This is a genomic window from Nonomuraea monospora, assembly GCF_039531895.1.
GTDB lineage: Bacteria > Actinomycetota > Actinomycetes > Streptosporangiales > Streptosporangiaceae > Nonomuraea > Nonomuraea monospora.
On the sequence record NZ_BAAAQX010000007.1, the window covers coordinates 1 to 26,684 of the forward strand.

The 26,684-nt window shown below is 73.5% G+C and carries 23 protein-coding genes; 12 read left to right on the forward strand and 11 right to left on the reverse strand.

Annotated elements, in window-relative coordinates:
• The coding region (locus ABD331_RS15370; protein WP_344475032.1) for a GAF domain-containing protein at nt 1-1,033 on the reverse strand (1,033 nt) is incomplete at its 3' end.
• 175 nt (nt 1,034-1,208) lie between these two features.
• On the opposite strand from ABD331_RS15370, the gene ABD331_RS15375 reads away from it, so the two are divergent.
• The 4 genes from ABD331_RS15375 (at nt 1,209) to ABD331_RS15390 (ending at nt 3,919) form a co-directional block, all read left to right on the forward strand.
• Nucleotides 1,209-1,643: a pyridoxamine 5'-phosphate oxidase family protein gene (locus ABD331_RS15375; RefSeq protein WP_344475034.1), complete on the forward strand. Its 435-nt coding sequence runs from the start codon at nt 1,209-1,211 to the stop codon at nt 1,641-1,643.
• A 99-nt stretch (nt 1,644-1,742) separates the two neighbouring features.
• Nucleotides 1,743-2,981, forward strand: coding sequence for a cytochrome P450 family protein (locus ABD331_RS15380; RefSeq protein WP_344475036.1), 1,239 nt, complete (start codon nt 1,743-1,745; stop codon nt 2,979-2,981).
• A 161-nt stretch (nt 2,982-3,142) separates the two neighbouring features.
• On the forward strand, nt 3,143-3,550 hold the full coding sequence (locus tag ABD331_RS15385) for a ribonuclease domain-containing protein (protein ID WP_344475038.1): 408 nt from the start codon (nt 3,143-3,145) through the stop codon (nt 3,548-3,550).
• Between the two features lie 9 nt (nt 3,551-3,559).
• On the forward strand, nt 3,560-3,919 hold the full coding sequence (locus ABD331_RS15390) for a barstar family protein (RefSeq protein WP_344475040.1): 360 nt from the start codon (nt 3,560-3,562) through the stop codon (nt 3,917-3,919).
• A 93-nt stretch (nt 3,920-4,012) separates the two neighbouring features.
• On the opposite strand, the gene ABD331_RS15395 is transcribed toward ABD331_RS15390, so the two are convergent.
• The 3 genes from ABD331_RS15395 to ABD331_RS15405 all read right to left on the reverse strand — a co-directional run bounded on the left by ABD331_RS15395 (nt 4,013) and on the right by ABD331_RS15405 (nt 6,044).
• On the reverse strand, nt 4,013-4,480 hold the full coding sequence (locus tag ABD331_RS15395; RefSeq protein ID WP_344475042.1) for an SRPBCC family protein: 468 nt from the start codon (nt 4,478-4,480) through the stop codon (nt 4,013-4,015).
• Nucleotides 4,481-4,629: 149 nt separating this feature from the next.
• The gene (locus ABD331_RS15400; protein ID WP_344475044.1) at nt 4,630-5,589 is read right to left on the reverse strand and encodes an NAD(P)H-dependent flavin oxidoreductase; all 960 of its coding nucleotides are present in this window, start codon (nt 5,587-5,589) and stop codon (nt 4,630-4,632) included.
• A 218-nt stretch (nt 5,590-5,807) separates the two neighbouring features.
• A complete protein-coding gene (locus ABD331_RS15405) occupies nt 5,808-6,044 on the reverse strand; it encodes a DUF2630 family protein (RefSeq protein WP_344475046.1) in 237 nt (78 codons plus the stop codon).
• Nucleotides 6,045-6,368: 324 nt separating this feature from the next.
• Here ABD331_RS15405 and ABD331_RS15410 point away from each other — a divergent pair, with 324 nt between their 5' ends.
• The 5 genes from ABD331_RS15410 (at nt 6,369) to ABD331_RS15430 (ending at nt 12,743) form a co-directional block, all read left to right on the forward strand.
• A complete protein-coding gene (locus tag ABD331_RS15410) occupies nt 6,369-8,282 on the forward strand; it encodes an AfsR/SARP family transcriptional regulator (RefSeq protein WP_344475048.1) in 1,914 nt (637 codons plus the stop codon).
• A gap of 343 nt (nt 8,283-8,625) precedes the next feature.
• Complete coding sequence (locus ABD331_RS15415; protein WP_344475050.1) at nt 8,626-9,960, forward strand: aspartate aminotransferase family protein; 1,335 nt, start codon at nt 8,626-8,628, stop codon at nt 9,958-9,960.
• The gene (locus ABD331_RS15420) at nt 9,942-10,988 is read left to right on the forward strand and encodes an NAD-dependent epimerase/dehydratase family protein (RefSeq protein WP_344475052.1); all 1,047 of its coding nucleotides are present in this window, start codon (nt 9,942-9,944) and stop codon (nt 10,986-10,988) included. The genes ABD331_RS15415 and ABD331_RS15420 overlap by 19 nt, the downstream gene beginning before the upstream one ends.
• 16 nt (nt 10,989-11,004) lie before the next feature.
• Complete coding sequence (locus tag ABD331_RS15425; RefSeq protein ID WP_344475054.1) at nt 11,005-11,961, forward strand: UbiA prenyltransferase family protein; 957 nt, start codon at nt 11,005-11,007, stop codon at nt 11,959-11,961.
• A 23-nt stretch (nt 11,962-11,984) separates the two neighbouring features.
• Entirely contained in the window at nt 11,985-12,743 is a 759-nt protein-coding gene (locus ABD331_RS15430) for an AfsR/SARP family transcriptional regulator (RefSeq protein WP_344475056.1), read from the forward strand.
• On the opposite strand, the gene ABD331_RS15435 is transcribed toward ABD331_RS15430, so the two are convergent.
• The 5 genes from ABD331_RS15435 to ABD331_RS15455 all read right to left on the reverse strand — a co-directional run bounded on the left by ABD331_RS15435 (nt 12,733) and on the right by ABD331_RS15455 (nt 17,734).
• A complete protein-coding gene (locus ABD331_RS15435) occupies nt 12,733-13,812 on the reverse strand; it encodes an endonuclease/exonuclease/phosphatase family protein (RefSeq protein ID WP_344475058.1) in 1,080 nt (359 codons plus the stop codon). The genes ABD331_RS15430 and ABD331_RS15435 overlap by 11 nt on opposite strands.
• 182 nt (nt 13,813-13,994) lie before the next feature.
• The gene (locus tag ABD331_RS15440) at nt 13,995-15,011 is read right to left on the reverse strand and encodes a glycosyltransferase family 2 protein (protein ID WP_344475060.1); all 1,017 of its coding nucleotides are present in this window, start codon (nt 15,009-15,011) and stop codon (nt 13,995-13,997) included.
• A 3-nt stretch (nt 15,012-15,014) separates the two neighbouring features.
• Nucleotides 15,015-16,019, reverse strand: coding sequence for a glycosyltransferase (locus tag ABD331_RS15445; protein WP_344475062.1), 1,005 nt, complete (start codon nt 16,017-16,019; stop codon nt 15,015-15,017).
• Nucleotides 16,016-16,717 carry a sulfotransferase family protein gene (locus tag ABD331_RS15450; RefSeq protein ID WP_344475064.1) on the reverse strand — a complete coding sequence of 234 codons (702 nt, stop codon included), beginning with the start codon at nt 16,715-16,717 and terminating at the stop codon, nt 16,016-16,018. The genes ABD331_RS15445 and ABD331_RS15450 overlap by 4 nt, the downstream gene beginning before the upstream one ends.
• 6 nt (nt 16,718-16,723) lie before the next feature.
• A complete protein-coding gene (locus ABD331_RS15455; protein ID WP_344475066.1) occupies nt 16,724-17,734 on the reverse strand; it encodes a glycosyltransferase family 2 protein in 1,011 nt (336 codons plus the stop codon).
• Between the two features lie 122 nt (nt 17,735-17,856).
• Here ABD331_RS15455 and ABD331_RS15460 point away from each other — a divergent pair, with 122 nt between their 5' ends.
• From ABD331_RS15460 to ABD331_RS15470, 3 genes are read left to right on the forward strand one after another with little or no spacing between them, the layout of a single operon-like run.
• The gene (locus ABD331_RS15460) at nt 17,857-19,062 is read left to right on the forward strand and encodes an endonuclease/exonuclease/phosphatase family protein (protein WP_344475068.1); all 1,206 of its coding nucleotides are present in this window, start codon (nt 17,857-17,859) and stop codon (nt 19,060-19,062) included.
• Nucleotides 19,063-19,080: 18 nt separating this feature from the next.
• On the forward strand, nt 19,081-20,148 hold the full coding sequence (locus tag ABD331_RS15465; RefSeq protein WP_344475070.1) for a glycosyltransferase family 2 protein: 1,068 nt from the start codon (nt 19,081-19,083) through the stop codon (nt 20,146-20,148).
• 59 nt (nt 20,149-20,207) lie between these two features.
• Nucleotides 20,208-21,188 (forward strand): lysylphosphatidylglycerol synthase domain-containing protein, encoded by a 981-nt coding sequence (locus ABD331_RS15470; protein WP_344475072.1) that lies wholly within the window; start codon nt 20,208-20,210, stop codon nt 21,186-21,188.
• A 10-nt stretch (nt 21,189-21,198) separates the two neighbouring features.
• Here ABD331_RS15470 and ABD331_RS15475 read toward each other — a convergent pair whose 3' ends face one another.
• On the reverse strand, nt 21,199-23,838 hold the full coding sequence (locus ABD331_RS15475; RefSeq protein WP_344475074.1) for a helix-turn-helix transcriptional regulator: 2,640 nt from the start codon (nt 23,836-23,838) through the stop codon (nt 21,199-21,201).
• 70 nt (nt 23,839-23,908) lie between these two features.
• Nucleotides 23,909-26,653 (reverse strand): ATP-binding protein, encoded by a 2,745-nt coding sequence (locus tag ABD331_RS15480; RefSeq protein WP_344475076.1) that lies wholly within the window; start codon nt 26,651-26,653, stop codon nt 23,909-23,911.
• Between the last annotated feature and the right edge of the window lie 31 nt (nt 26,654-26,684).

Genomic DNA, 26,684 nt, shown 5'->3' on the forward strand with positions numbered 1-26,684 from the left:
CGCGCCGGGCCTCCGCCAGCTCCAGCGCCAGCGCCGCCTGCCCCGCGAACGCCTCCAGCACCTGCCGGTCGGCCATGCTGAACGGCAGCCGGCCGCTCCGCTTGGCCAGCACCAGCACGCCCCGCACGCCCGGCGCGGCCCCCAGCGGCACGAGGAGCACCGGCCTGCCCTCCGGCTCCGTCACCGGCTCGCCGCCGTTGAACACCTGGCCGGCCGGGGTGCCGTCCAGCTCGCAGGACGAGCCGAGCAGCTCCTGCGCGCCCTCGCCCTCGGCCGCCGCCACCCGCAGCGCCGCGCCCTCCGGCAGCAGCACCTGCGCCAGGTCCGCGTCGCTGAGCTGGCGGGCGCGGGCGGCCACCACCGACAGCACCTGGCGGGGGTCGGCGCCCGACAGCAGGTTCGTGGTGACGTCGGCGGAGGCCTGCAGCCAGGTCTCGCGCCGCCGCGACTCCTCGTAGAGGCGGGCGTTCTCCACGGCGACGCCGGCGGCGGTGGCCAGCGCGATCACGACGGCCTCGTCCTCCTCGTCGAACTCGCCGCCGCCGCGCTTCTCCGTCAGGTACAGGTTGCCGAACACCTCGTCGCGCACCCTGACCGGCACGCCGAGGAACGTGCCCATCGGCGGGTGGCCGGGCGGGAAGCCGTAGGACTCGGGGTGGTCGGAGATGCGGCCCAGCCGCAGCGGCCGGGCGTCCTTGATCAGCAGGCCGAGCAGGCCCAGCCCGTGCGGCCAGTGCTCGATCCTGGCGATCTCCTCCTCGCTCAGCCCCACGGGGATGAACTGGACCAGGGTGTTCTCCTCGCCGACCACGCCCAGCGCGCCGTAGGCGGCGTCCACCAGCGTGGTGGCGGTCGCCACGATCCTGCGCAGCACCGTCTCCAGGTCGAGGTCGCTGCCGATGGAGACGACGGCCTCCAGCAGCGCGTGCACCCGGTCGCGGGTGGACAGCACGGCGTTGAGCCGCACCTGCAGCTCCGCCAGCAGCTCATCGAGGCGCATCTGCGGCATCAACGGACGGTGCTCGCTCTCCATCCGCCCAGTCTGGCACGTGGGGGACGCCGGCCGACCTGCCCGCCCTCCTCACCCGTCACGGAGCGCGATCAGGCCACCGGCCGTGAGAGGCGCTCCCGCAGGGTCCTCCTCCTGGGAAAGTCGGGACTTTGGTCCCTGTTCGGTCGCGGGCGGCCATCGGCAGGCTGTGATGGTGATGTACCAGAACGGAACGGGCAACCGGCGGCTCCGGGAGCTGCCCGAGACGGAGGCGCTGCGGCTGCTGGCCGGCGTGCCGTTCGGCCGGATCGTCTTCACCCGGCACGCGTTGCCCGCGATCCGGCCCGTCAACCACGTGGTGGTGGGCGGTCAGATCGTGATCCGGTCCAGCCCCGGCACGATACTCAGCGCCCACGTGGCGCCGGCGGAGGCCGTGGTGGCGTACGAGGCGGACGACCTGGACGGGTACGAGCGCCTGGGCTGGAGCGTGATCATCACGGGGGTGGCGCGGCTGGTGACCGATCCCGCCGAGGCTGCGCATTTGAGGACGATGCTGACGCCCTGGGTGGCGGGCGAGATGGAGCAGGTGATCCGCATCCAGCCGGAGATCGTCACCGGCTTCGCGCTGGTGCCCGCGGCGGCCACGGCGTAGGCGTACATGATTTGATCCGCCCGGATAGTGGACGCGGTGCTGCCTGATGGGGAACGCTGCCGATGGACAAATCGGGCGCTAATCCCACAGGAGAACACCATGGGCGCTGCCGGCGCACGGCCGTTCGTCATCGATCCCGCGGGCCGCGACATCCACGGCGAGGCCGAGCGCATCCGCGCGCTCGGGCCCGCCGCCCGCGTCGAGCTGCCCGGCGGCGTCCTGGCGTGGGCGGTGAGCGACCAGGCGCTGCTCAGGCGGCTGCTGACCGATCCGCGCGTGTCCAAGGACGCCTACCTGCACTGGCCCGCCTGGATCAAGGGCGAGATCTCGCCGGAGTGGCCGCTGTTCGCGTGGGTGGCCGTGCGGAACATGCTCACCGCGTACGGGCCGGACCACCGGCGGCTGCGCGGCCTGGTCTCCAGCGCCTTCACCGTCCGCCGCACCGCCGCGCTGCGCCCGCGCATCGAGGCGATCACCGAGGAGCTGCTCGGCGAGCTGGCCGGCCAGCCGCCCGACACGGTGACGGACCTGCGCGAACGGTACGCCTACCCACTGCCGATCAAGGTGATCTGCGAGCTGTTCGGCATCGCCGACGAGGACACCCGCGAGGAGGTGCGCCACTGCGCCGACTCCTTCTTCCAGATCGGCCGGCCCGACGCCCCCGACACGGCCGAGATCCTGGGGCGGCTCCAGGCCGTCCTGCGCGAGGTCGTCGCAGGCAAGCGCGAGCACCCAGGCGACGACCTGTCCTCCGCGCTGATCGCCGCCCGCGACGAGGAGAACGCGCCGCTGGAGGAGCACGAGCTGGTCGACACGCTCATCCTGTTCCTGAGCGCGGGCCACGAGACCACGGTCAACCTGCTCGACAACGCCATCTACGCGATGCTCACCCACCCGGGCCAGCTCGCCCTCGTCCGCTCAGGCAGCGTGAGCTGGGACGAGGTCATCGAGGAGACACTGCGCAGCCAGGGGCCGATCGCGAACCTGCCGCTCCGCTTCACCGTCGAGGACATCGACCTCGGCGACGGCCTCGTGCTGCCCGCCGGCGAGCCGATACTCAACTGCTACGGGGCCGCCGGACGCGACCCGCTCGTGCATGGCCAGGACGCGGCCACGTTCGACGTCACCCGCGCCGCCAAGGAGCACCTGGCCTTCGGATACGGCGTGCACCGCTGCCTCGGCGCGCCGCTGGCCACGCTGGAGGCCGCGATCGCGCTGCCCGCCCTGTTCGGCCGCTTCCCCGGCATGACGCTGGCCGCGCGGCCGGGCGACCTGCTGCCGCTGGAGTCGTTCATCTCCAACGGGCACCGCGCGCTGCCCGTCCTGCTGTCGGTCTAGGTTCGGTGCCGTCCGAGCGTACGGCGCTGGTCGCGCTTCGACGCCCGGCACCATGAAAAGGCCTCGCATTGTTCACCGTTCCTTGACGCCGGCGTCTTTCCCTGACAAGCGAAGGAAGGCGATCATGACGGTGTCCGTCACCCCCTTCGCAAGGAGGCTCCGTGCACACTCCGTCGCGCCCTTCCTGGCCGGCACGGCTCGCCGTCGTCCTCGCCGCCCTCGTCTCCGTCATCGGACTCGCGGGGGTCGCGCCCGCCAACGCCGCGGTCTACAGCTCCTGCACCATCTCCCGCTGCGCCGACGCCCGCTCGGCCCGCGCCACCTGGGCCGCCAAGGGCTACCCCACCAGCGCCGGCTGGTACTCCTGGCCTGATGGAAGATACAACTACACCGGCGGGCGCCACTACAACCGCGAGGGGCAACTGCCCACGAACGCGACCTACTACGAGTACGACGTCTACTCCCGGGCCCGTGGCGCCGCGCGTGACGCGTACCGGATCGTCGTCAACCGCAGCACCGGCGCCGTCTGGTTCTCCCCCAACCACTACACCGACTTCTACCGGCTCTAGGGAACACGCATGAACTCTGCCCCGCGTCCGCTGCCCCCGTGGCTGACCGTGTCCACCGGCCGGGTCGTGGACGGGCGGGCGTGCAGGACCCGCGCCGCCTTCTTCGAGGAGGTGGCGCGGGCGCTGCGCTTCCCCGGCTACTTCGGCCGCAACTGGGACGCGCTCACCGACTGCCTGCGCGACATCGGCGCCGTCACGCTCATCGTCCGGCACGCCGAGGAGCTGCTGGCCGACGAGCCGCCCGAGCAGCTCGCCACACTGCTGACCGTGCTCGCCGACGCCTCCCACGACGGGCTGTCCGTGACGCTGTGCACGGACGCCGAGCACGACGCCGCGCTGCGCGAACGCCTCGCCGCCGCCCTCTCCTGACCCGGGTCAGCCCCGCAGACGACGCAGGACGGCCAGGGCGCGGCGGTGGCCTGCTGGCGTCCGGCACCGGTCCTGACCAGCTCGGCATGTACGTCATCCAGCGGGCCGGCGCGTGACCACCGCCGCGAGGTGGGCGTTGCGCCGGACGATGAGCCTGGTCAGGTAGCGCTTCAGCACCAGGATCTCCGCCAGCCGGCCCAGCGGGGGCAGGGGGGCGGCGAAGTCGACGACGTCCGTCATGAGCGTGGCCGCGCCGTCGCCGGTCGCCTCGAACGTGTGGGCGTGGTGCCAGCGCCGGAACGGGCCCGTCACCTGCTCGTCCACGAAGTACGCGGGACGGGTGCAGGCGCTGATCGTGGAGGTGAGGTGCCAGGTCAGGCCGAAGTGGCGGGCGCGCCAGGTGACCTGGTCGCCCAGGGCGAGCCGTCCTGACGTGACGCCCGCCACCGCCTGCTCGCCCGTGTGGGCGAACGCGGAGGTGTGCAGGTCCACCGACAGGGACGCGTCGAAGACGGCCGGGGGTGGCGCCTGGACGAGGGTGGTCACCTCGAAGCGGGGCATGCGGCGCCTCCTGGAAGCGGCGGGCTGGAAACGGCGAACTGGACACGACGGACTCGACGCGCGGACCGGACGCGGCGGACTCGACGCGGCGGACCGGACGCGGCGGGCAAGACGCGGCGGGCAAGACGCGGCGGGCTAGAAGCGGCGGGCTAGAAGCGGCGGAGCAGCTCGTCGGCGGCGGCGAAGGCGGTGACCACGTCGGCAGCGGTCCGCACCCCCTCCCCCGCGCCCTTCACCAGGCCCACTCCCTGGCCGGCGTACACGTACGCGGTGTCGAAGTCGCCCGCCGCCCGGGCCGCCGCCAGTTCCTCGCGTGCCGCCTCATCCCCGGCCAGTTCCTCCTCCCGCCCTTCCCACCGCCCGAAGAACGCGTTACGCAAAGCCCGCCCGCCGAACTCCGGCGGCCAGGCCAGCCGCTGGGCCACGTCGAAGACCCGCCCGTACGCGGTGCCGGTCTCCTCGGTGGCCAGCACCCGCGCCCGGGCGGCCTCGGACAGCAGCGTCTCGGCGCACCCGAGGAACGCCGTCCCGGCCCAGCCGCCGGCAGCGCCGGCGGCGAGGGCGGCGGCCAGGCCGCGGGCGGTGGCGATGCCGCCGGCGGCGAGCACCGGGACCGTCACCTCTTCCAGCACGCCCTGCAGCAGCGGCAGCGTGGCCACCTCGTCGCGCCCGTGCCCGCCGCCCTCGCCGCCCCTGGCGACCACGACGTCCGCCCCGGCGGCCTCCGCCTGGAGCGCTTCCCTGGTGGTGCCCGCCTGGACGGCGACGGTGATGCCGGCGTCGCGCAGCGGCTGGACGTACGGGGTGAAGTCCCCGAAGCTCACCGAGACCAGCGCGGGCCGCGCCTCCAGGGCGGCGGCGAGCTGGTCGGGGTGGCCGGGCAGTGCCCAGGCCATCAGCCCGATGCCGTACGGCCGCCCGCTCGCGGCTGCGACGGCGGCCTGCTCGGCGATCCAGGAGCCGGGTGCGGAGGCGGGCACACCGATCATGCCGAGCGCGCCCGCCGAGGAGACGGCGGCGGCCAGCCGTCCGTCCCCGACGCTCGCCATCGGCGCGCCGACCAGCGGCACGTCCAGCCCGAAACGCTCGGTCAGCCAGGTACGTGGCATGTAGTCGCTCCTCAAGCCCGCAGTCTGACTGCAGGCAGCTCTCGACCTGCGCGACCGGTCACCGCAGGGAGCCTGTGAGACCCGGTCACTACGGGAACCTGCGGGACCCGGTCACCGCAGGCAGCCTGCGGGCTCCGGTCACTGCGGGAAGCCTGCGGGATCCGGCCAACGTGGGAGGCCTGCGGGACCCGGCCAACGCGGGAAGCCTGCGGGACCGGTTACTGCAGGTAGCTCTCGACCTGCGCGACCGGCGCCGCCTGGGCGTCGTCCGGGTCGAGCCCGGCCGACTGCCGGGCGCGGCGGCGGCGCAGCAGGTCCCAGCACTGGTCGAGGGTCTCCTCCAGGTGCGCGATCCGGGCGTGCTGCTCAGGCCCCGCGGACTCGCGCTGGGAGAGCAGCTCGTGCTCCTCGTCCACGAGGGCGTGAATGCGCTGGAGGATCTGCTGGTCGTCCATCCGAAGCCTTCCTGTGTCCGTGCCGTGCAGGGGAAACCACCGTGCCAGGTGACGATCTACCGTACATCGCACAAGTGTGTGATCCCCGACGGGCCCCGCCCCGCCCGGAGGCGAATTTCTCGCAGCACGCATATCGACGCGGCAATAAATTTCAGCCGCCTCCCCGGCGGGGGCCCGCCATTCGAGATGCGTAATCTTCTTATTCCGTTACAGGAAGTACCGTTCCAAGGTCGCTTACGTCGATCATGGGTCGCGGCAAATCAAGATCCGTGTGCAATCGTACGGTCCCGTTGGTGAAAAGCCGCGCGCTGCAGGGTGATGTGTATGGATTTCAAGATCCTCGGGCCGATCGAGGTTCGTACCTCTCTCGGGAGACCGATCGCGCTCGGCCGCAGAAAACAACGGGTGCTGCTTGCCGCCCTGCTGCTCAACACGGGAAAGGCGATACCCAGTCGGCGCATGCTCGACTGGCTTTGGGGCGAACGCGCGCCCGCCACCGCGGAGTCGAACCTGTACACCTACATCTCCGCGCTGCGCAAGGTGCTCGGTTCCCCCTCTCGCATCGAGGCGGGCTCGAACGGTTACATGCTGCGCGTCACGCCGGGCGAGGTGGACGTCACGCTGTTCGAGGATCTCGCCGCGCAGGGGCAACTGGCGTTGTCGGCCGGGCGGCACGACGTCGCGCTCGAACGGCTGACCCGGGCCCTGTGCCTGTGGCGCGGCGAGTCCGTCCTGGAAGAGTTACCCCTGCCCGCGCCGCTGCGCTGCGAGGCGGCGCGGCTGGAGCGGCTGCGGGCGACCGTGGTGGACGCCTCGCTGGAGGCGAGGCTGGCGCTCGGCCAGCACGGCGAGATGCTCGCCGACCTGGAGGCGCTGACCCGCAGGGATCCGCTGAACGAGCGGCTGCGGACCCAGCTCATGCTGGCGTTGTACCGTTCCGGCCGCAGGGCCGACGCGCTGACCGTCTACCAGAGCGCGCGGATGACGCTTGCCGCTGAGGTCGGCATCGATCCGGGGCCCGACCTGGTCCGCATGCACCAGCGCATCCTGGCCGACGACCCCGCGCTGACGCCGCCGCCCGCGGTCGCCGCGCGGCGGGCGCCGGCCGAGTTACCCATCGGCGCCGCGGCCTTCACCGGCTGGATCGCCGAGGTCTCCCGCCTGTGTACGAAGCTGAGCGCCGTCTCCGGCACGGCCGCCATCTCGGCGATCACCGGCGCGGCCGGGGTCGGCAAGTCGGCGCTCGCCGTGCACGTCGCCCACCAGGTCGCGGGCCGCTTCCCGGACGGCCGGCTGTACGTGGACCTGCACGGCTCCACCCCGGGCGTCGCGCCGCTGCATCCCGCCGACGTCCTGGCCCGCCTGCTGCGCTCGCTCGGCGACGACGCGGCGGCGGGCCCCGACGGGCGGCTGGACGTGGACGAGGCCGCGGCCCGCTTCCGTTCGCTGACCGACGGCAGGCACCTGCTGTTCCTGCTGGACAACGCCCGCGACGCCGCGCAGGTGCGCCCGCTGCTGCCCGCGAGCCCCACCTGCGGCGTGCTGGTCACCGCGCGCAGGATGCTCACCTCGCTGGACGGCGCCGCGCACCTCCGTCTCGGCGTGATGACCGAGGAGGAGACCGCCACGCTGCTGGGCCGCCTGATCGGTGAGGAGCGCGTGGCGGCCGAGCAGCGGGCGGCGCGCGCGATCGTCCGGCTGTGCGCGGGGCTGCCGCTGGCGGTCAGGATCGCCGCCGCCCGGCTGATCGCCCGTCCGGGGCTGTCGCTGCACGGCCTGGCCGAGCGGCTGGCGGTCGAGGAGCACCGCCTGTCGGAGCTGCAGGCCGACGACCAGGCGGTGCGGGCGTACTTCATGATGAGTTACCGCAGCCTGGACACCGAGTCGTCGCGGATGTTCCGGCTGCTGAGCCTGCTCGGCGGCGGCGCCATCAGCGTCACGGCCGCCGCGGCGCTGGCCGACCGCTCCGAGCCGCGCGCCGGCGACCTGCTGGACCACCTGGCCGAGGCCCAGCTCCTGGAGGTGTGCGGGCACGACCGGTACCGCATGCACGACCTGCTCTGCCTGTTCGCGCGCGAGCGCGCCAGGGAGGAGGACACCGAGGAGGACCAGGCGCAGGCCGTCAGGCGGGCGCGCCGCGACGTCTGGACGCCGCCCGCCGGGCCGCCCGTGCAAGCCGCCGTCCCGGCCGCCCAGGCATCGGCCCAGCCGATCACCTACATGCCCGTGCGGAGCTGACGCCGGGCCGCCCGCGGGAAATCATCCCGCATTCACCGGGAGATTCGATCGATAAATGCCCCGGCGGTCCGCTCCCGGCCGCTTTTCTTCTTCGCCGTCATGCCGCCCGCCGTCCACCTATACACATTTGTATGGCACGGGGTGTAGCCGGATTCGACATTGTTGACGCCGTGTCTCACCTTTTCTCGCCGCCGCGAAGAAGGCCGGGCACCAGCGGAATTCGCACGTAGCGGGAAGGGCGGCCGTGTCCGAGCTCATCGGCGTAGACGAGTGTGAAAGTTTCACCGTAAAACAGGTCCAGGATCTGTACAGAAGGTACGTCAGCCGCAGCCAGGTCAACCTCATGACCTCCTTCGGTTTCGGCCGGGAACTCGTCGAGAGCGCGCAGGGCGCGCGGATCAGGACGCGCGACGGCCGCGAGGTGCTTGACGTCACCGGCGGGGTGGGGGTACTCAACCACGGCCACAACCACCCCCGCATCCTGGAGGCGCGGCGCCGTTTCGCCGAGCGCCGGCGGATGGAGGTGCACAAGGCGTTCTTCTCGCCGTACGTGGCGGCGCTCAGCCACAACATCGCCGAGTTGCTGCCGGGCGACCTGAACATCTCCTACTTCCCGAACTCCGGCGCCGAGGCGAACGAGGGCGCCGTCAAGATGGCGTACAAGTACCACGGGGGCCGCCGCAACACGATCCTCCGCTCCGACATCAGCTTTCACGGCAAGACCTTGGGCGCGGGCAGCCTGACGGGCTCGTCGGAGAACTCCTTCCGCTTCCCCGGCCTGCCCGGCATCGTCGTCCACCCGTACGGCGACCTGGCGGCCGTCCGCGCGGCCGTGGAGGCGGCCCGCACGCCCGGCGGCGAGTGCGACGTCTACGCGATCATGGCGGAGCCGTACAGCGCGTCGAGCATGCGCTGCTGGTCGGAGAGCGACCTGTACGAGCTGCGCCGGCTCTGCGACGCCGACGACATCATGCTGATCTTCGACGAGGTGTACACGGGCTGGGGCAAGACGGGCAGCCTCTTCTACTTCATGCGCTACCCGGACCTGCTGCCCGACGTGCTCGTCTACTCCAAGTCGCTCGGCGGCGGCAAGGCGTCGATCGCCGGCTACACCGCCCGCGAGCGCGTCTTCCGCAAGGCCTACGACCGGCTCTCGGACGTCATCCTGCACAGCACCACGTACTACGGGTTCGGCGAGGAGACCGTCACCGCGATCGAGGCCGTCAACATCGTCGTCGAGGACGACTACCCCGCCAGGGCGCGGCAGATCGAGCGCATCCTCGGCCCCGGCCTGAACAACATCTGCAAGCGCCACCCCGACGTGGTCGGCCGGGTGAGCGGGGTGGGCGCGCTGTGGGGCGTGTTCCTGAGCGGCGGGCCCAAGGTGCTCGACCTGGCGGCCAAGCTCGCGCCTGGCTTCTCCGGCGACCCGCAGTTCCGCACCAAGCTGATCACGCTCTCGGTGATCGCGGAGCTGTACCGGGAGCACGGCATCGTCTCCTACTACAGCCCGAACGCCGACAACCCGCTCGTCGTCGCGCCGACCCTGGCCATCGAGCCGGAGGACGTCGAGTACTTCCTGGACAGCCTCGACAAGACGCTGGCCAAGGGGCTGCCGCGGCTGCTCGCCCGGTTCGTACGGGAGAAGGTGGGGTCGCGATGGCCCGCCGGGTCGTAGTCACCGGCAGCGCCGGGATGCTCGGCGGCCACCTGACCCGCAGGCTCGCGCTCGACGGCCACCACGTGGTCGGGGTGGACCTGCGCCCGCCTGCCGGCCCGGCGGCGGAGAGCGGAACCCCGGTGGAGCACCGGATCGGCGACGTGCGGGACCTGCCGCTGATGACGGAGGTCATGACCGGCGCGGACGCGGTCGTCCACTGCGCGGGCGCGCTGCCGAGCTACCCGGCCGAGCAGATCCACGACCTGATCGTCACGGGGACCGGCACGGTCCTGGAGGCCGGGCGCCTGGCGGGCGTGGAGCGGCTGGTGCACATCTCCTCCACCGCCGTGTACGGCCTGCCCGAGCTGGTGCCCACCCCCGAGGACCATCCGCGCGCCCCCGTGGACCCCTACACCAGGGCGAAGGCGGCGGCGGAGGAACTGGCGGAGAAGTACCGGGCGAACGGCATGCGCGTGCCCGTCCTGCGCCCCAAGACGTTCCTCGGCCCCGGCCGGATGGGCCTGTTCGCGATGCTGTTCGAGTGGGCCGAGGAGGGCCGCAACTTCCCGGTGCTCGGCAAGGGGGACAAGCGCATCCAGATGTTCGCGATCGAGGACCTGGTGGACGCCGTGGCCCTCGTCCTCGACGCGCCCGCCCCCGTCGCGGACGACACCTACAACCTGGCCGCCGCCGAGTTCGGCACGCTGCGCGAGGACTTCCAGGCGGTGCTCGACGCGGCCGGCCACGGCAAGCGGGTCGTCTCGCTGCCCGCCGGACCGGCGCTGGCCGGGCTGCGGCTGCTGGAGCGCAGCCGGCTGTCCCCGGTGTACGGGCGGCTGGCGCGCAAGCTGCTCGCCGACTCCTACGTCAGCATCGACAAGGCCCGCGACCGGCTCGGCTTCCGCCCGCGGCTGTCCAACAGGGACGCGATCCTGCGCACGTACGCGTGGTGGCGGGAGAACCGGGCGACCGGCGCGAGCCGCGGCGCGACCAGCCGGGACGCGTGGCGGCAGGGTGCGCTGTCGCTGGCGAAGGTCTTCTTCTGAGCTATCGGGGTGAAGCATGCGCCTTGTCGAATCGCCTGACGTTCCAGACAGCCCGCAGCGCCAGGGGACGGCGCACGAGCGGCCCGTGGAGACCCGCAGGCGCCCGATCGCGGATCTGGCCGCCCTGATCCGTCCCTCCCACGCGGCCAAGGCGATCCTGCTCGTGCCCGTGGCGCTCATCGGCGCGACCGCGCCCAGCCCGGCCGAGGTGGCCGGAGTGCTGTGGGCGACCGTGGCGTTCATGGTCGCCTCCGCCGCCGTCTACATCGGCAACGACCTCGCCGACCGGCACCGCGACCGGCTCCACCCGGTCAAGTGCCACCGGCCCATCGCGGCCGGGCGGGTGGGGGTGCTGGCCGCCGCGGTCTGCTGCGCCGTCCTGCTGGCGGTGCTCGGGGCCGTCGTCGCGCGGGCGCCCGTGGAGTCCTGGCCGGTGCTGGTCTACCTGGTGCTCAACATCGCCTACAGCCGCCTGCTCAAGCACCTCCCGCTGATCGACGTGGGCACGGTGGCCGCCGGGTTCGTGCTGCGCGTCGTGCAGGGGTACGAGGTGACCGGCGACCGGGTGCCCGGCTGGCTGCTGATCACCGTGTTCTCGATGGCGCTGCTGCTGCTCATCGGCAAGCGCCGGCAGGAGCTGCTGGAAGGCGGGGCCGCGCACCGGCCCGCGCTGCGCGGCTACTCGATGGAGCTGACCAACTGGCTGCTGCAGATCGCCTCCGTGCTGGCCCTCGTGTCCGGCCTGATGTACCTGCGCGACGAGGGGCCGTTCGGCCCGCAGCACGGCCCGACGGCCATGATGCTGTCCACCCCGTTCGCGCTGTTCGCCCTCTTCCGGTACCTGCAGATCCAGCTCGTGCACAACGAGGGCGGCGACCCGGTGCGGGTGCTGCTGCGCGACCGCGTCATGGTCGCCAACTCGATGGTGTGGGCCGCCGCCCTGGGCGTGACGCTCGTGCTCGTCCGCCTGTGAGAAACGATTGTGAGAGGAAGGCGATGGACGTCCGCTTACTGGGACCGGTCGAGGTGCGCGGTGTCGCCCTGGGGCCGCCGCAGCGACGCGCGGTGCTGGCCGCCCTGGCGATCGACGCCTACCGGCCCGTCTCGCTCGGCACGCTGATCGAGCGGGTCTGGGACGATCCGCCGGACCGGGCGGCCGACTCGCTGTACGCCCACATCGCCCGCCTGCGGCAGGCGCTGACCGCGACCGGGGTGCGCATCGAGCGCCGCGACGGCGGCTACACGCTCGACGTGGACCCGGACCGGGTGGACGCCCACCGGTTCCGGCGGCTGGCCAAGCAGGCGCAGCAACGCGCCTGCGACGACCCCGCCCGGGTCCGGATGCTCGCCGAGGCGATGGAGCTGTGGCGCGGCGCGCCGCTCACCGGCATCCCCGGCGAGTGGGCCGCCCGCACGCGGTACGGCATCGAGCAGCAGTACGTCGGCGCGGTCGTCACCTGGGCGCAGGCCCACCTGCGGCTGGGACGGCCCGACATCGTGGTCACCGAGCTGACGCCTCTCGTACCGCGCTACCCGCTCGCGGAGCCGCTGGCCAGCATGCTGATGCGCGGCCTGTGCGAGCTGGGACGCGGCGCGGAGGCGGTCGCCCTGTACGCCCGGCTGCGCGGCTACCTCGCCCGCCAGCTCGGCGTCGAGCCCGGCCCTGAGCTGCGCGCGCTGCACCTGCGCATCCTGCGCGCGAGCAGGGCACCCGCGCCTCGCCCTGCTCTGCTGTACGCCCAGGTCACCGGGTGAGCGAGAGGACCAGCCGCTGCCCGCTGTGGTCCGACAGGCCGTCCGAGCGGACCAGCCCGTACTCGTGGACGGCGATCTCCGGCGTCGTGTACGCCCAGTCGATCCGCCACAGCGACAGCAGGGCGCTCCGCTCGTCCCAGGTGGCGGGGTAGAGCGAGCGCAGCGCCGGGGTGGCGTCGGTCATCCGCTCCGGCACCAGGCGCAGCAGGCCCATCGCGGGCGAGGCGTTGAAGTCGCCGGCCAGGACGGCGGGCAGCGGGTTCGCCCGGATGTCGGCGGCCAGGGCGCGCAGGTTGGCCTCGCGGTCCTCGTGCTGGGCGCGGTTGAGAGCGCCTGAGCCGAGGGGCGAGTTGATGTGGGTGTTGTAGACCGAGACGGTGCGGCCCGCGATGCGCAGGTCGGTGCGGAGGGTCTTCGTCGTGTGGAAGGCCGGCCAGCTCGATCCTGGCGGGACGTGGGCGTCCTTCGCCTCGATGCCGTGCTGCTGGACGATGGGGTAACGCGAGAGCGTCACCATCTCGCCGGCGGTGGCGAGGTGGTGACCGGGGAACTCGCGGCGGAGCCTGTCCAGGTCGTTCACCCGGATCGGGTGGTTGCCCGCGCCGAAGTAGACGTACTCCTGGAGGAGCAGGACGTCGGCGTCCTGGGCGTGCAGATGCCGGTAGAAGGCGGTGACGTCCTGGGGTGGGGTGCCGGTGGGCGGGGGGAGCGTGGTGGTGGCGGGCTGGTCCCAGTACCAGGTGTTCCAGGAGAACAGCTTGATCGCGCCGAGTGGGGCGGGGGTGGTGGGGTGCCACAGCCAGGCGAGATTGAGGCCGCTGCCGGGCGCGCCCAGCGTCAGCGAGATCAGCGCCGCCGCGACGGTCACCCGACGCGTGCGGTACGCCCCCGCCACGGCGCCCCGGCGGGCCCTCGCCAGGGCCGCGGCCAGCAGCAGCACGGGGACGGCCGCCAGCGCCAGGGGCGGGAGGAGCTCCGGCGCCTGCCACCACCACACCTGACCGGACAGGACGCGGTGCAGCACCACGAACACCAGCCAGGCGAGGGCGGCGCACAGGAGCAGCGGCACCCTACGAGCCCGCGCCCCACGCCGAAACCTACGACCCAGCACCACCGCCCGCGCACGGGGCCGCGCGCCAGGCTGGGCGGCAGGCTGCGCGCCGGGCTGGGCACTGGGCTGGGCACTGGGCTGGGTGGCGGCGGCTGCGCGTGCTCGGCGTACCGGCCAGAAGAACGCCCGGAGCGGAGCCGTCACGTGACCGCCTGCCGCATGACCGGGTCGGGGTCGTAGAGCCGCCGGAACCGGGCCGAGCACAACCACCGCAGCACCCCGGCCGCCACCCCCGCCGCGATGGTCACGTTCACCACGAAGTGCACCGCACCGAAGTACAGCAGGAACCACCACCCCCGCCGCCGCAGCACGAAGCGGTACATGCCCAGATCGGCCACCAGCGACACGACGAGGGCGAGCACGGCGAGCGAGGCCCCCGCCACCCCGAAAGGCACGACCAGGGGCGCAGCGACGAGGGCGGCCAGGGCGGCGAGGCTGCCGCCGGCCCGGCTGGAGGTCTCGAACCCGCGGGCGAAGCGCCGCCGCCGCGCGTACAGCGGCACCCGGGCGCGCCCCCGCCGGTACAGCTTGCGCAGCAGCTTGAGCAGCTTGTCGTCGTGGTCGTGCCGCGACCGCACGGCGGTGGTGAGCAGCATCTCGTAACGCTGGGTGAGCCGGTGGCCGTAGTCGACCTCCTCGGTCTCGCGCAGGCGCGGGTTGAACGGCCCGATCTCGTCGAAGACGCGGCGCGGCATCGCCATCAGCGCCGAGAACAGGAACGAGACGGGCCCTTCTGAGCTGACCGTCCAGTAGTGGTACTGCAGCGCCCGGTACTCCTCGACGAGGCTGTCGCGGATCAGCGGTTCGGGGTCGTGGACGCTGGAGACCACGCCGAGCCGCGGGTCGGCGGCGAGCAGGCGGACGGACACCTCGACGGCGTCGGGGTAGGCGGCCACGTCGGAGTCCACGAACATGAGGATCTCACCACTGGCGTGGGCGGCGCCGAGGTTTCTGGCGGCGGCCGTGCCCAGGTTCTCCTCGGTGCGGATCACCCGCACGCCGAGCCGCCGGGCGACCTCGGCGGAGTCGTCGGTGCTGCCGTCGTCCACGACGATCAGCTCGATCGGCTGATAGGTCTGCGCGAGGAGGGCGCGCAGGCACAGCTCCAGCGAGGCGGCGTAGTTGTAGTTGGGCACGATCACCGACACGAGGGTCATCGCTCACACCTCCGCCGGTAGGTCGTACGTGCGCCGGAACCTGCTGGAGAAGACACACTGGGCGGCGCCGACGAAGACGGCGACCGCGACGGTGACGTTCACCAGGAAGTGCACGCCGGTGAAGTACAGGGTGAAGGGCAGGCCCGCGTACCGGCGGACGAAGCGGTACATGCCGAGGTCGGCGGCGATCGAGCCGGCCAGCAGCACGAGCGGCACGGCCAGCCAGGCCGGGCCGAGCAGGGCCGGCAGCGGCGCGGCGAGCACGGCGAACAGGGCGGCCAGCGAGCCCCAGCCGCGGCTGCTGTTGGCCGGGCCGCCGTTGAAGTCGGGGCGGCGCAGGTACAGCGGGATGTGCAGGCGGGCCCGGTGGAAGAACTTCGACAGCACCACCTTGAGCCGGTCGTCGTGGTCGTGCCTGCCCCTGATCCGGTTGTCGAGCACGATGCGGTACCGCTGGGTGACGCGGTGGCCGTACTCGGCGTTCTCGCTGTGGCGCAGCGCGGGGTTGAGCGGGCCCACCTCGCGGAACACCTCGGCGCGCATGGCGAACAGCGCGGAGTAGATGGTGCTGATCTCGCCCTCGTCGCCGGAGATCCAGTAGTGGAGCTGGAGGCTGCGGTAGCGCTCCACGAGGCTGTCGGGGATGAGCGGCTCGGGGTCGTAGGTGCCGCACACGACGCCGAGCGTGGGGTCGGTGGTGAGCAGCTCGACCGCGCGCTCGACGACGTCGTCGGCCAGCGCCAGGTCGGAGTCGAGGAAGAACAGCACCTCGCCGCGCGCGTGGCCGGCGCCGAGGTTGCGGGCCGCCGGGGCGCCGATGTTGGTGTCGGTGACGACGACGCGCACGCCGTGCCGGTGGGCGACCTCGACGGAGTCGTCGGTGCTGCGGTCGTCGACGACGATCACTTCCAGGTTCCGGTACGTCTGCCGCTCCAGCGCGCTCAGGCACAGTTCGAGGGTCCGGGCGTAGTTGTAGTTCGGCACGATGACCGACACGAGGGGCCTCATCGCCGCCCCCGCTGCCTGGTCCGGCGCAGCAGCAGCGGCAGGGGCCTGCCGAGGCCGCTCCTGGTGAAGTCGGACCGGCCGTTCACCCGGGGGTAGGGCTCGCCGGGCACGGGGACGTCCAGGAACTCGCACAGCGGCCCCCATCCGGCGGTGGCGTCGAGGACGAGCAGCCGCTCGGGCGGGATGGCGGCGATCACCCGTTCGGCGTGCGCCTGGAACAGCTTCATGGCCCGCTCGGGCTCCCGGTCGGCCGCCGTCGCGAACGTGCGCGCGTCCAGGGTGGTGTCGACCATCCTGACGAACGCGGCGAGGTCGGTGCCGAGCAGCGACGACAGCAGGACGGCCGCCCTGCCCGGCAGCGACTCGATGCGGCGGCGCTGCGCGAACAGGGTGCGCTGCATGCTGGCCACCCAGCGTTCCGGGTCGCGGGTGGTGAGGATGACCTTGGCCTTGGGGTAGTGGTCGGCGAGCTGCCGCCAGTAGGCGGAGGTCGGGCCGTCCACGCACGACTCGTAGCCGGCGAGCAGCCGGTCCCAGTCCACCTGGCGGGCGGTGGCGGCGGCCAGCCAGGGCCTGATCTGCCGGGGGTGGGCGAACACGTCCACCATGTGGTGGCACGGCCCGAAGCCGAGCCGCTCCAGCGCCGTCTTGAGCGAGAGCGTTCCCGTCCGGCCGAAGCCGGTGGCGATGATCCGCATGGCCGTTCAGTCCTGGGCCGCGAGCCGGGCGAGCTTCTCCAGGCGGGCGAGCGCGAGCCGCTGCGTGACGCCGACCGCGCCGCCGAGCGCGCCGGTGAAGGTGACGGCCAGGTGCACGCCGGAGAAGTACAGGCCGAACGCGGGGCCGCGCCGGTCGAAGGCGAAGCGGTAGGTGCCCGCGTCCAGGGCCATGGCGGCGGCGACCAGCGCGGGCGGGACGAGCGCGGCGGCCCGTCGCCGCCGTCCGCCCAGCACGCGCGACAGGGCGAAGGCCGGGACGGCGGCGAGCAGCAGGACACCGCCGACCGCGCGCGGCACGGAGTCGCCCGGCGTCTCCCCCTCGCGCCAGTCCAGCGCGCTGAGGCGGGCGCGGCGGAACACCTTGCGCAGGATGGTCGGCACGGTGGCGTCGTGGTCCTTGCGCCCGCGGATCGCGTCGCTCAGCTTCACCTCGTACGAGCGCGTCACGCGGACGCGGTAGTCGGAGGAGACGGTCTCGCGCAGCCGCGGGTCGAAGGGGCCGACCTCGGCGAAAACCTTGGCGGGGACGGCCAGCACCGACGCGTGCAGCTCCAGCGTCGGCCGGTGGGCGGGCATCCACCAGCGGTGCATCTGCACGGCGCGGTACTGGGCGGCCAGGCTCTGGGAGACCAGCGACTCGGGCAGCAGGACACCGCCGAGGGCGCCGACCCGCGGATGGGTCTCCAGGAGCCGCACCGCGTTCGCCACGGCGTCGGGTTCGAGGGCGATGTCGGCGTCGAGGAAGAACAGGATCTCGCCGGTGGCATGCTCGGCGCCGAGGTTGCGGGCGGGGGTCGGGCCGCCGTTGACGCCGGTGCGGACCACCTTGGCCCCCATGGAGGCGGCCACCTGGGCCGCGTCCTCGGTGCCGCAGTCGTCCACCACGATGACCTCGACGTTCGGGTGGGTCTGTGCCCGCACCGCGTCCAGGCAGAGTCGCAACACGTCGGACCGGTTGTAGCTGGGGATGATGACCGAGACGAGGGGGTGTGCCATGTGTGCTCCGTCTGCCGTGTCGGACCTCATGTCCGGTTCACGGTAGGCACGGTGTCTTGTCCGGTTCTTGTCGCGCCCGTACGACAAGAACCGGACAAGGACCGCCGGGTACGTTCGGCGCCGTGATCGAGCAGCAAGTGGCCTCCGCCGCGCCGCGGGCGGGGCGATCGTGGGCGGAGCGGGTCAGGCGTTTCGTGCGCCCGCGCCGGCGCTGGTGCTGGGGCACCAAGCTGGTGGTGACCGCGTCGGCGGGGTGGCTGCTGTTCGTGCTGTGCCACCTGCTGGCCAGCGGGCGGGCCGCGTTGTGGGCCCCGATCGAGCTGGTCCCGCCGCTGCTGTTCCTGGTGGTGCCCGCGCTGCTGCTGGTCGTGGCGCCGCTGGCCAGGCCGGTCCGCTGGCGCGTCATGTCGCTGCTGGTGGTCACCGCGCTGCTGGGCGCGGGCCGGAGCGGGATCAACTACGCCACCCTCTGGTACGCCCCGCCGCCCGCCGGCCCCGCGGCCATCACCGTGGCCGCCTGGAACACCCAGTTCTGGGACCAGGACTGGCGCACCGCCGACGGCGACCGCCGCTCCCCCGGCTTCTACGCCTACCTGCACGAGCTGGACGCCGACGTCTACCTGCTGACGGAGTACCTGTACGTCAACACGCAGGCGGGGGACATGCGCGCCCAGCGCTGGACCGCCGACCTGGCGTTGCGCATCGACAAGCTGGCCGAGCTGCGCCGCGAGTTCCCCGGCTACCACGTCGCGGTGTCGGGCGAGCAGATCACGCTGTCCCGCTTCCCGATCACCGCGCAGCGCGGCCTGGACCTGCGCCCGTGGCTGCCGCCCGACCAGCGGGAGATCCCCGGGGCGCTGCGGGACTGGCCGGAGGGCTACACGGTCGAGACGCTGCGCACCGACCTCGACGTCAACGGCACGACCGTCTCCTTCTACGACGCGCAGATCGCCCAGCCGCCGCTCGAATGGCGGCTGTGGGACGCCGAGGCCCGCGACTCCGCCCGCGCCAAGACCCTGCGGCGGGAGGCGAGCTTCCTGGCCATCGCCGCGGACGTCGCGGCCAACCCGCACCCCGTCGTGCTCGCCGGCGACCTGAACACCTCCCCCGCGATGGGCGCGCGCCGCCTGCTCCCCGACCGGCTGGTCGACGGGACGCCCGCGCTGTCCTCCCTCTACCCGGCGACCTACCTGGCCGGCGCCGCCGAGCTGTGGCGGATCGACTGGCTCTACACCAGCCCCGACGTGACCGTGCACCGCTACGACCTGCCGTCCGCCCGAGGGTTGTCCGACCATCGGGCCCAGCGCATGGTCGTGTCGGTGTCCTGATCGACGAAGGGAAGTCCCATGGCTGACGAGGTGAGCGATGACGTCGCGGTCATCGTGCCCAACTACAACAAGCGCAGGACCCTGCGGGCCTGCCTGGAGTCGGTGTACGCGCAGACGTACCGGCCGGCCGAGGTGATCGTCGTCGACGACGTCAGCACGGACGGCTCGCTGGAGACGGCCCGGGGCTTCCCGTGCACGGTCGTCGAATCGCCGCGCAACCAGGGCCCGGCGGGGGCCCGCAACCTGGGGGTGGCCCGCAGCACGGCGCCGCTGCTGTTCTTCGTCGACTCCGACACGGCGCTGGCCCCCGACGCGATCCGCAACGCGGTCGAGGCGTACCGGCGGACGCCGGACTGCGGCCTGGTGCAGGGCATCTACGACATCGAGCCGCTGTACGACGACGGCCCGGTCGAGCGGTACCGGGTGCTGTGCGAGCACTACGAGCGCAGCCGCACCACGGCCACGTTCCTGTCGTGCACGCTGATCCCGCGCCACGTCTTCGAGGAGGCGGGCGGCCTGGACGAGCGGCTGCGCGACGGCGAGGACTTCGAGTTCGGCACCCGCGTACCGGCCCGCTACCGGCGGGTCGTGAGCACGTCCGTGGTGACCAGGGCCGACGACGAGGACCGGTTCTGGGGGTGCCTGGCGGAGCGCTTCGTGCGGTCCACCACCCTGCCGGTGATCATGATGCGGGCGCGGCGGCTGCGCGGCGGGGACAGGGCCGGGTTCCAGCTCGACATGATCGGCACAGGACGGCAGAAGCGGCGCAAGGGGCCGCGGCTGTCCTCCGCCTCCGCCGCGCTCACCTTTCTCGGCCTGCCGCTCGCTCTGGTCAGCCCGTGGCTGCTGGCGTTGCCCGCGGGGGCGCTCGCGGTGTTCCTCTACAGGAACCGCGTGTTCCTCGGGTTCGCGCGCCGGTACCGGGGGGTGCGTTTCGCGGTGTGGGTGGCGTGGATGCAGCTCTGCTTCCACGCGGCCTTCTTCTCCGGTGCGTGTGTGGGGCTGCTGCGGGTGGCGTACGAGCTGGGCCGCCGCAGGGGGGAGCCGATCGGGTCCGCGGCGCCGACGGCCGGGGCGCACGAGTGAAACCGGCCGGCCCGCCTCGCGCACCCTGGCTGCCCCGCCTGCCCCGCCTGCCTCGACCGGTGAAGCGGGCGCTGGTGGCCGCGTTCGCCGTCGCCGTCGCCGTCGCGATCGGGTGGACGATGTCGCGGCTGGACTGGAGCGTGGTCGGCGTCCTGTTCGCCCGGCGCGACCCCGGCCAGATGGCGCTGCTGCTCAGCGGCTCGCTGCTGGCGAGCACGGCGGGCCTGTCGCTCGGGTTCCTCGCCTGGCGGGTGGTGCTGCTGGAGCTCGGCCCCCCGGTGAGCGGGCCGCGCGTGGTGCGGATCTTCTTCGTCGGCTTCCTGTCCAAGTACCTGCCTGGACGGGTGCCCGGCATGGTCGCCACCGCCAAGGTCGCCTCGGTCAACGGCATCACCTTCGGCAGGTTGATGACCACGGCGGCGCTGGTCATGAGCCTGGTGCTGCTGAGCGGGTTCACGGTCGGGCTGCTGGCGGGCGTGCAACTGCTGGGGGCGCGGGCGGCGTGGCTGGGCGGGGCGGCCGTGCTGATCGTGCTGGTGCTGGTGCGCCCGCAGCTCGTCAACCAGGGCTCGGCGCTGCTGCTGCGGCTGCTGCGCCGCCCCGCCGCCGCCAAGGCCGCGTCCGTGCGGGGGGTGCGGCTCGCGGTCGCCTGGCAGAGCGCGTCGTGGGTGGTGACGGGGCTGCACCTGTGGCCGCTGGCCGTCGCGATGGGCGCGCCCCCGTCCCGCTCGCTGCTGCTGTGCGTCGGCGCGTTCACGCTCGCCACGTCGGTCGGCATCGCGGCCGTGTTCATCCCGGACGGGATCGGCGTGCGGGAGGCGGTGCTCACGGCGGCGCTGACCGTGGTGCTGCCCGCTCCGGCCGCCGCGGTGGTGGCCCTGGCCAGCCGCCTGATCTCCACCGTCAGCGAGGTGCTGCTCGGCGCCGCCGCGCTGGCGACCGCCGAGTACCTGATCCGCCGCCGCGAGCGGGCCGATCCACCGGCCTGGTCCTCACCCCCGAGCCCGACGAGCCCGACGAGCCCGACGTGCCCGCCCTGACCTGGGCGTGTCAGTTGGCCTCGTCCACGGCGGCGCGGGCGAGGGCGTCGCGTAAGGCGGCGCGGGAGGTGATGCCGAGCTTGGGGAAGATCCGATACAGGTGGGCGCTGACCGTCCGCGACGACAGGAACAGCCGCTCACCGATCTCCTTGTTGCTCAGCCCCGAGGCGGCCAGCCGGGCCACCTCCAACTGCTGAGCGGTCAGGCCGTGTGCGGCGGTGCCGGGCTGCCGGGTGACCGCCACGCCGGTGGCGCGCAGCTCCTGCTCGGCGCGCTGCTGCCAGGCGGTCGCACCGATCCCGGCGAACAGATCGGCCGCGCGGCGCAGCTCGGGACGCGCCTCGCCGGGCTGCAACCGGCGGCGTTGCAGCTCGCCCAGCGCGAGCCGGACCCGGGCATGGTCGAAGGGCCAGCGTTCGGTCCTGGGCAGCGCCAGCGCCGCCTTGAACAGCGGCACCGCCTCCTCCTCCGGCGCGACCAGGGCCTGGGCGGCCATGACGTGCAGGCGCAGCCGGGGCGCCCGTTCTGCCAGGTGGGTCGCGGCGGCGGCGTGCGCGCGGGCCTCGGCGGTCCGGCCGGTCCGGATCGCCGACTCGACCAGCTCGAAGACCGCCCACGGCGCGAACGCCACATGCGCCGGGATGACGCCGGGCGGGCTGATGCTGATCCAGTGCGCGTAGGCGGTCTCGTAGTCGCCCTCCGCCATCGCGGCGAGCGCCAGGTTGCGCGCGGCAAGGGACAGGTGCAGGCCGCTGCCGCGCGGCGCCGCCCACTGCTCCACGGTCCTGCTGTAGGCGCGGGCGCTGTCGGCATCGCCTCGCGCGGCGGCGATCCAGCCGAGGCTGCAGCGCAGGTCGTGGGCCAGCAGCCCGAGGTCGTGGCGGACGCACAGGTCCAGGCCGGTGCTGGCGGCGGTCTCGGCGGCCTCCCACTGCCCGGCCAGGAAATGATCGTGGGCGGCCAGCCAGTAGCCGCCCGCCGCGTGGGTGACCGCGCCCTGGCCCGCCTCCCCCTCGGTCAGCGCGCGGATCCGGTCGCGGTAGTCGGGCAGCAGATCCATCCAGGTGGCCGCCCGGCACAGCGCGGCCACCCGGCCGGGCGGGGCGTCGGCGGGCAGCGCGTCCAGCGCGGTGCGCACCCGCGCCGCCGCCCCCTGACCGGCGAACACGTCGTGCAGCAGGCGGACGTGCTCGTCGTCGCAGCCCGCCACCACGTCGCTCACCTCCGCCCAGTCGGCGGGATCCTGGGCGTAGGAGGCGGCCAGCACCCGCACCAGCGGGCCCGCTGCGGGGCTGCCGCGCAGCAGGCGGCGGGCGGCGTCCAGGTCGCCGTCGCGCAGCAGCAGGATCTGCGCGCGCACGGCCAGCGCCCTGGCGGGGTCGTCCAGGTGGCGGCGTGCCTGGTCCAGCAGTTCCTGGGCGAGGGTGAGCTGCCCGGACTCGCCGGCCAGCTCGGCGGCGTGCTGCAGCCGGGCCGCTCGGGCGGCCGGGTGCGGGGTGAGGTCGGCCGCGCGTCGCAGCGCCTTGACCGCCAGCCCGCTGCCGCCGCGCCGGCTGACCGCGCGGGCGGCCTTCTCGATCTCGGCGGCCACGCCCTCCTCCGGCTCCACGGTGGCCGCCGCCAGATGCCACATCCGCAGCTCCGGGTCGGCGGCGTGCTGCTCGGCCAGTACGGCGTGCGCCTGGCGGGTCTCCTCCGGCGAGGCCGTCTTGATGATCGCGGATCGGACCAGCGGATGCCGGAACCGCAGCCCCGACGGCGTCGAATCCCGCGTCACCAGCCCGGCCCGCTCAACCTCCAGCAGCTCGTACGGCGACAGCTCGGCGCGATGCTCCAGCCGGTCCCCGTCCAGCGCGGTCACCAGCAGCGTCGTGCGGATGCGCGGCGGCAGCTCCAGCAGCCGCCCGGCGAACCCGGTCTCCAGCCGGGTGCGCAGCGACGCCCCGCTGGGCAGCAGCTCCACCCCCACGGACGTCAGCGGCAACTCGGTGATCGCCAGCGGGTTGCCCGCCGCCTCGGCCAGCACCCGTTCGCGCACCGACGGCGGCAGCCCGGGATGCAGCAGATCCAGTAACTGCCCGGCGGCGTCGTCGGCGAGCGGCCCCACCTCGATCATGTTGATGCCCGGGGTGACCCGCTCGGTCGCGGTCAGCGGCCGGCGGGCGAAGATCGCCCGCAGGTCGTAGGGCCGCAACCGCAGCAGGATGAACATCATCACCTCCCGCGTGGGGTGGTCCACCCAGTGCGCGTCCTCCACCGCGATCAGCACCGGCCCGTCCTCGGCCACCGCCGCCAGCACCGCCAGGGAGGCCACCGAGATCGCCAGCCGATCGGGCGCGGGCCCGTCCCCCAGGCCCAGCACGCGGCGCAGCACGTCGCGGTGGAACGGCTCCACCCGGTCCAGGTACTCCATCACCGGCGCGAAGAGCTGGTGCAACCCGGCGAACGCGAGCTGCGCCTCGCTCTCGAAACCGCTGCCGCCCACCACCCGCATCCCCCGCTCACGGGCGTAGGCCACACCGGCCTGCAACAGCACCGACTTGCCCACCCCCGGATCGCCGTGCAGCACCACGTTGGGCGCGGCCCCCGGGGCGCGGTCGATCACTCGCCGCAGCTCACCCAGCTCCCTGGCGCGTCCGATGATGTGCATGTGATCGTTCTCCTCGGGACGTCGACGACGGCACGCGGCGACGGTACGGCGCACATGACGGAGCGGGGTATCAGTCGCGTGACGTATTTCCCAGGGCGTCGCGCAGTTGCCCGCGGGCGGTGATGCCCAGCTTGGGGAAGGCCCGGTACAGGTGGGTGCTGACGGTGCGGTGCGACAGGTAGAGCTGCTGGGCGATCTCGCGGTTGGACAGCCCGGCGGCGGCCAGCCGGGCGATGTGCAGCTCCTGTGAGGTGAGCTGTTCGGCGGCGGGCGCGACGCGGCGGTCGCTGGCCTCGCCCGCGGCCCGCAGCTCCTGGCGGGCCTTCTCGCCCCAGGCCAGCAGCCCGAGCACGTCGAAGGCGTCGCGGGCGGCGCGCAACGGCACCCGTGCCTCCTGGATCCGCCGGCGGCGGCGCAGCCACATGCCGTGGCCGAGCAGCAGGCGCGCCCTGGCCATGGGCCAGTGCGACAGGTCGGCGCCCAGCGCGTCCTGGTAGAGCGCCTCGGCGTCGGCGTCGTCGGCCAGCGACGCGCGGGCGTGCCGGAGCCCCACGTGCAGCAGCGGGGCCGGGGTCCTGGCGGCCACCTGTTCCAGCTCGGCGACCGCCCGCCTGGCCTGCTCCGTCCGGCCCGCGGCGACGGCGGCCTCGGCCAGCTCGCTGATCACCCACTGCTGCCAGATCGGGTGGTGGGCGGCGTCGCCCGGCTCGAACAGCCGCCACAGGTGCCCGAACGCGTCGTCGTAGCGTCCGGCGCACAGCGCGATCACGCCTCTGGCGTGCTCGATCAGCGCCACGACCGAGCTGATGTCGACGGTGCCGAGCACCCGTTCGCCCTCGGCGGCCAGCGCCAGGCCGCGCTCCTCCTCGCCGCGCAGCCCGGCCAGCAGTGCCAGCATCCCCAGGGCGGAGGCCTGCCGGCGCGGCTGCGCGGTCTCGCGGGCCAGCCGCTCGGCCTCCTCGGCGACCAGCAGCGCCCCTGCCCAGTCGCCGCAGAAGACCTGCCGCCACACCTGCGTGCTCAGCGCCCGCGTGAGCAGGCCCAGCCTGCCCTGGGTGCGCAGGTCGGCGATCGAGCTCTCCAGGAAGCCGCCGACGAGGTCGAACGCGCCTACCGTGCTCGCCGCGACGCCCAGCAGCCTGGTCACGTCCGCGTCCAGCCGGGCGCCGCCCACCTTGGCCAGCCGTTCGATGACCTCCGCGCCGTGTTCCACCGCCCCTGCCGTGGCCATGGTGACCAGCAGCTCCGGGTCGTCGTCGCCGGCCGCGAGCCGTCCGGCCAGCGCGATGACGCGGCTGCGCTGCTCCCAGCCGGGGTCGCTCCACCAGCAGCGGATGGCCGCCGCGCGGACGAAGTTGAGCGCCAGCTCGCGATCGCCCGCCGCCTGCGCCGCCTCGGCCATGGTGACCAGGCGGCGGATCCGCGCGGGGCCGTCGTTGCGTCCCTCGCCGAGCACCTCGCTCAGCCAGACGCCCCTGGCATGCGGCAGATCGCCGAGGACGGACGGCTGGGCCAGCGCGAGCAGCTCCGCGGCCTGGTCGCCGCGGCCCAGCTCGAAGGCAAGCTCGGCCGCGGTCAGCAGACGATGAGCCCCGGCAGCCGGCTCCTCGCTGACCTCCGCCGCCCGGCGCAGGGCGGTCACCGCCACCGTGATCGCGCCGCGCTGCCTGGCCCGCACGGCCACCTCTTCCAGCTCGGCGGCGACGGACTCGTCCCGATGGGCGATCGCCGCGGCGCGGTGCCAGGCTCTGCGGTCCGGGTCGCGGGCGTGCACCTGGGCCAGCGCGGCGTGGGCGGCCAGCCGGTCGGTGCCGCCTGCCTTGTGGTAGATCGCCGAGCGCACCAGCGGGTGACGGAAGCGCAGCGTCTGGTCGTGCAGCTCGACCAGGCCCGCGTCCAGGGCGGGGACCAGCGCCTCGGCGGTCAGGTCGGCGCCCGTCACCGTCGCGCCGCCGGCCAGGGCGTCGGCCAGGTCGTGGCCGTCGTTGGCGGCGGCCACCAGCAGCAGCCCTCTGGTGTGCGGCGGCAGCTCGGCCAGCCGTACGGCGAAGGCGCGCTCCAGGCGCGCGGTGAGCGGCAGGAAGCCCGTCTCGTCCGTGACCGTCCCGGCGTCCAGCGCGAGCGGCAGCTCGACCAGGGCGAGCGGGTTGCCCGCCGCCTCGCTGAGCACGCGCCAGCGCAGGCCGACGCTGAGCCCGGAGCTGCCGGCGTCCAGCAGCGCCTCGGCGGCGGCGGGCTCCAGGCCGTTCAGCCGCAGCTCGGGGACGTCGCTGGCGTCCAGGCTGGTGGGGTGGCCGTCGCGCAGGGCCATCAGCAGCACGATCGGGTCCGATCGCAGGCGCCTGGCCACGAACCCCAGCACCTCGGTGGTGGGCGCGTCCAGCCACTGCACGTCGTCCACCGCGATCAGCAGGGGCCGGTGCGCCGCCGCGTCGCCGAGCAGGTTGAGCACGGCCAGCGCGACCAGGAACGGCTCGGGGTCGCCGGTCCCTGCCATGCCGAAGGCGCCGAGCAGGGCCTCGCGCTGGCGGCCGGGCAGCCTGCCGGCGGCGGCGAGCATGGGCCGCAGCAACTGGTGCAGCCCGGCGAAGGGCAGATGCGTCTCGCTCTGTACCCCGGAGGCGGTGGACACCAGCAGGTTCCTGGCCTCGGCGCGCTCGACGGCGAAGGACAGCAGGGCCGACTTGCCGATGCCCGGTGCTCCGCGTACGAGCAGGGCCTCGCCGCGCTCGCGCACGCGGTCCAGGAACCCGTCCAGTGTCGCGATCTCCGGCTCGCGCCCGAAGAGTGTGATATCTCCCGTCGGAGCCCCCATGATCGAATTGTCGCATAAGTACGTCATGCTA